Here is a 3,211-nt window from a genome sequence, read left to right as displayed (position 1 = left end):
GGCTGCCAGCGGGCGTCCGCGCCCGTCCCGGCCTTCGCGCCCCCGACCGGCGCGGACGCCCGCTGGCAGCCGCTCGGCCCGGCCGCCACGCTGCGCGGCCTGGTCGACTCCGGCGTCCGCGTGGCGGGCCGGGTCAACGACCTCGCCGTCTCCGCCGACGGCGCCCGGGTCTACGCCGCCAGCGCGCTCGGCGGCCTCTGGTACAGCCCGGACGCCGGCGGGCACTGGCAGCAGGTGGGCCGGTTCGGCACGGTCGACGCGAGCACGGTGCGCGCGTCGTCGCACGCCCTGGCCTGCGGCGCGGTGCACGTGCGGTTCGGCGCCACCGCGGCGGACGACGAGGTGTGGCTGGGCACCGGCGACGCCGTCACCGGGCCGAGCGACAGCGGTTACGTCGGGCGCTACGGGGGCGTGGGGATCCTGCACGCGGTCGGTCCGGTGCAGCTGGTGCTCGACCACCCCGACGCCGACCCGTGGGACCCGCCGCAGGCGCCGACCCTGGCCGGCCAGGGGATGCTGCGCGTCGTCGCCGACCCGGCCGCACCGCGCAGCCTGCTCGCCGCCACCACCGCCGGCGCGTGGTCGCACGATCCGGCGGCCGCCGCCGGCACCGACCCCTGGTCGCTCGTCGTGGTGCCCGACTGGGAGATCCCGGGCCTCATCACCTCGTCGCAGGTGCGGGTCACGGACGCCGCGTGGACGCCCGCCACGACCACCGGCACCACCCACGGCAGCCGGCGGTGGCTCGTCGCCGTCGACGGCGCGGCACCCGGGTACGGGCTCTGGTGCAGCGAGGCGGGTGCCGCCTTCACCCGCGTGCCGCTGCCGGGTGCGGCGCCGAGCACGGGCGTCAGCCGGCTCTCGCTCGCCGCCGACCCGGCGCACCCCGACGTCCTGTACGTGCTGGGGTCCGGCCCGCGGCTGTGGCGGGTCGACGGCGCCGCCGCCGCCCCGACGGCGATGGCGGTGCGCGGGCTGCCGAACCGGCTCTTCGGCGTGACCGGCGACCAGTCCGACTACGACTGCGCGATCGCCGTCGACCCCCGGGACCCGCTCGTCGTGGTGGTGGCGGGGGCGGCGGTCGCCAGCTCGCGCGCCGTGCACGGCGGCGGGTGGCCGGCGGCGATGTACCGGTTGCGGGTGCGGCTGCCGGGGCCGGGGCACCCCACCGCGCGCACCAGCTACGTCGGCGGCGAGTCCGACGACGCCAGCTGGATCGGGTCCGAGGTGCACGCCGACGTCCACCGGGTGCACTGGTCGACGCCGACGGGGGCCACGGTGCCGCACGTCTTGGTCGGCTGCGACGGCGGTCTGTTCCGCTCCACCCGGGACGGCGACCTCGGCACCTTCCGCACCCGCTCGGGCGGCATGGCCGTCACCGAGCCGGGGTTCCTCGGGACCCACCCACTGTCGCCCGGCGTGCTGCTGGCCGGGATGCAGGACAACGGCGGTCAGCTGCGGGTCGGGGAGTCGCTGTGGGTGCAGGCCGCCCAGGTGGGGGACGGCGGCGGCGTCGCCTTCGACCCCGGTGCGCCCGGCCGGTTCGTGGTGCAGGCGACGGACAGCGCCTGGTACGACGACACGAACCTGAACGTCTCGCCGACCTGGCGCAGCCCGAGCACCCAGGCGGCGTCGGACGCCGAGAGCGGCCGGTCGGCGTTCTACAGCGCGCCGGCCGTCGTCCGCACCGCCCCCGCGGCGCCCGCCGCCCCGGTCACCCGGCTCGCGGTCGGCACCGACCGGGTCTGGCTGAGCGAGCGCTGGGCCGCGAGCACCTGGACCGGGTCGTCGTGGCGGCGGGCCTGGGTGACGCTCCCGACCGGCACCGACCCGCGGCGGCAGGACGCGACGGGCGGCACGGCCCTGACGCAGGACCGGCTCGACCCGGGACCGCCGCGGTGGGGGTCGACGATCCCGCGCACCGGCGTCCGGGCGCTGCGCTGGCGCGACCCCACGCACCTGCTGGTGCTGATGCAGGGGCGCCTCTACCAGCTCGAGGACACCGGGGCGACGCGCTGGACGCCGACCACGGTCGTCGACCGGACGCCGCCGCCCGCACCGCTGCCCGCCACGACGCCCCCCGCGGTCGCCGGCCCCGGGCTGCCGGGGCTCGGCATCTGCAACGACCTGGCCGTCCAGGACCCGGCCACCGGCGCGCTGTACGTCGCGACCAGCGACCGCCGCGAGCCGCTCTGGTTCTGGGACGGTGCCGGCACCTGCCACCCGACCGGGCTCGGCGCCGTGCCACCCGGCACCCGCTCGCCCGCGTACGCGGTCGTCGTCGACCCCGCCGACCCGACGTCGGTGTTCGTCGGCACCACCACGGGCGTCTGGCAGGGGCGGCTCACCCCCGGGGCCGCCGGCCCGCCGGCCACCCCGCCGACCTGGGTGTGGCGGCAGTACGCGAACGGCCTGCCGCATGCCGCCGCGCAGGACCTCGCGATCGGCGTCTGGCCCAGACCCGGCCCGCAGCAGCCGCTGCGCCTGCTGCGCGTCGCCCTCCAGGCCCGCGGGGTGTTCGAGGTCGACCTGGACCAGCCGCTGACGGCCACCACCTACCTGCGGGCGGTGCCCACCGACACCCGCCAGGTGCTCCCGACGCCGACGGCCGACCCGCTCTTCACGCCGGGCCTGCCGCGCCGGTCGTGGCAGTCGGACTGGGCCGCCGAGCGCGACCGGGACCACCGCACCCCCAGCGGCCTGCCCGGCCCGCACCCCGACGGGACCCCGCCGGGCAGCCACCTCTGGCACGCCGGCCCGGACGTCGTGCCGCGCCCGGCGCGGGTCGGCCCGACCGGTACCCCGTGGCCGTCGTCGAGCGTGCCGGGCCTGCCGTGGACCTCGCAGCCGACGGACCGGTTCTGGCTCTGGACGCTGCAGACCGCGCTGCGCGCGCTGCCCGCCACGGTGCCCGACGCCGCCCAGGTCGTGGCCGACGGGCGGTGGACGCCGTGGTTCGGGCGCCGGCTGGTCGGCATCCGCCGCAGCCTCGGCCTGCGCGCCACCGCGCGCGTCGACGCCGTGCTCTGGGACCGGCCGGAGGTCGCGCAGGCGATGTGGACGCCGCCGTGGGACGGCGTCGCCACCGAGGCCGACCTGGCCGAGCTGGTCGTCGGCGCGGCCACGCCGCGGGTCGGCGGTGCGGGGGCGGCGGCGCAGCTGGCGGCGGCCTCGGGCGCGCTGCTGCGGCCGCACCAGGTCGACGTGCTGG

1 protein-coding gene is annotated in these 3,211 nt (G+C 79.0%); it reads left to right on the top strand.

The window, feature by feature from the left end; genetic code table 11:
• Nucleotides 1–3,211: hypothetical protein (locus ACYVI6_RS18350; RefSeq protein ID WP_460447740.1), on the top strand; the 3,211-nt coding region annotated here is incomplete at both ends.

Source organism: Angustibacter aerolatus, from assembly GCF_054776675.1.
The sequence above is the reverse complement of the archived record's forward strand: the minus strand, read 5'-3'. Positions and strand labels throughout refer to the sequence as shown.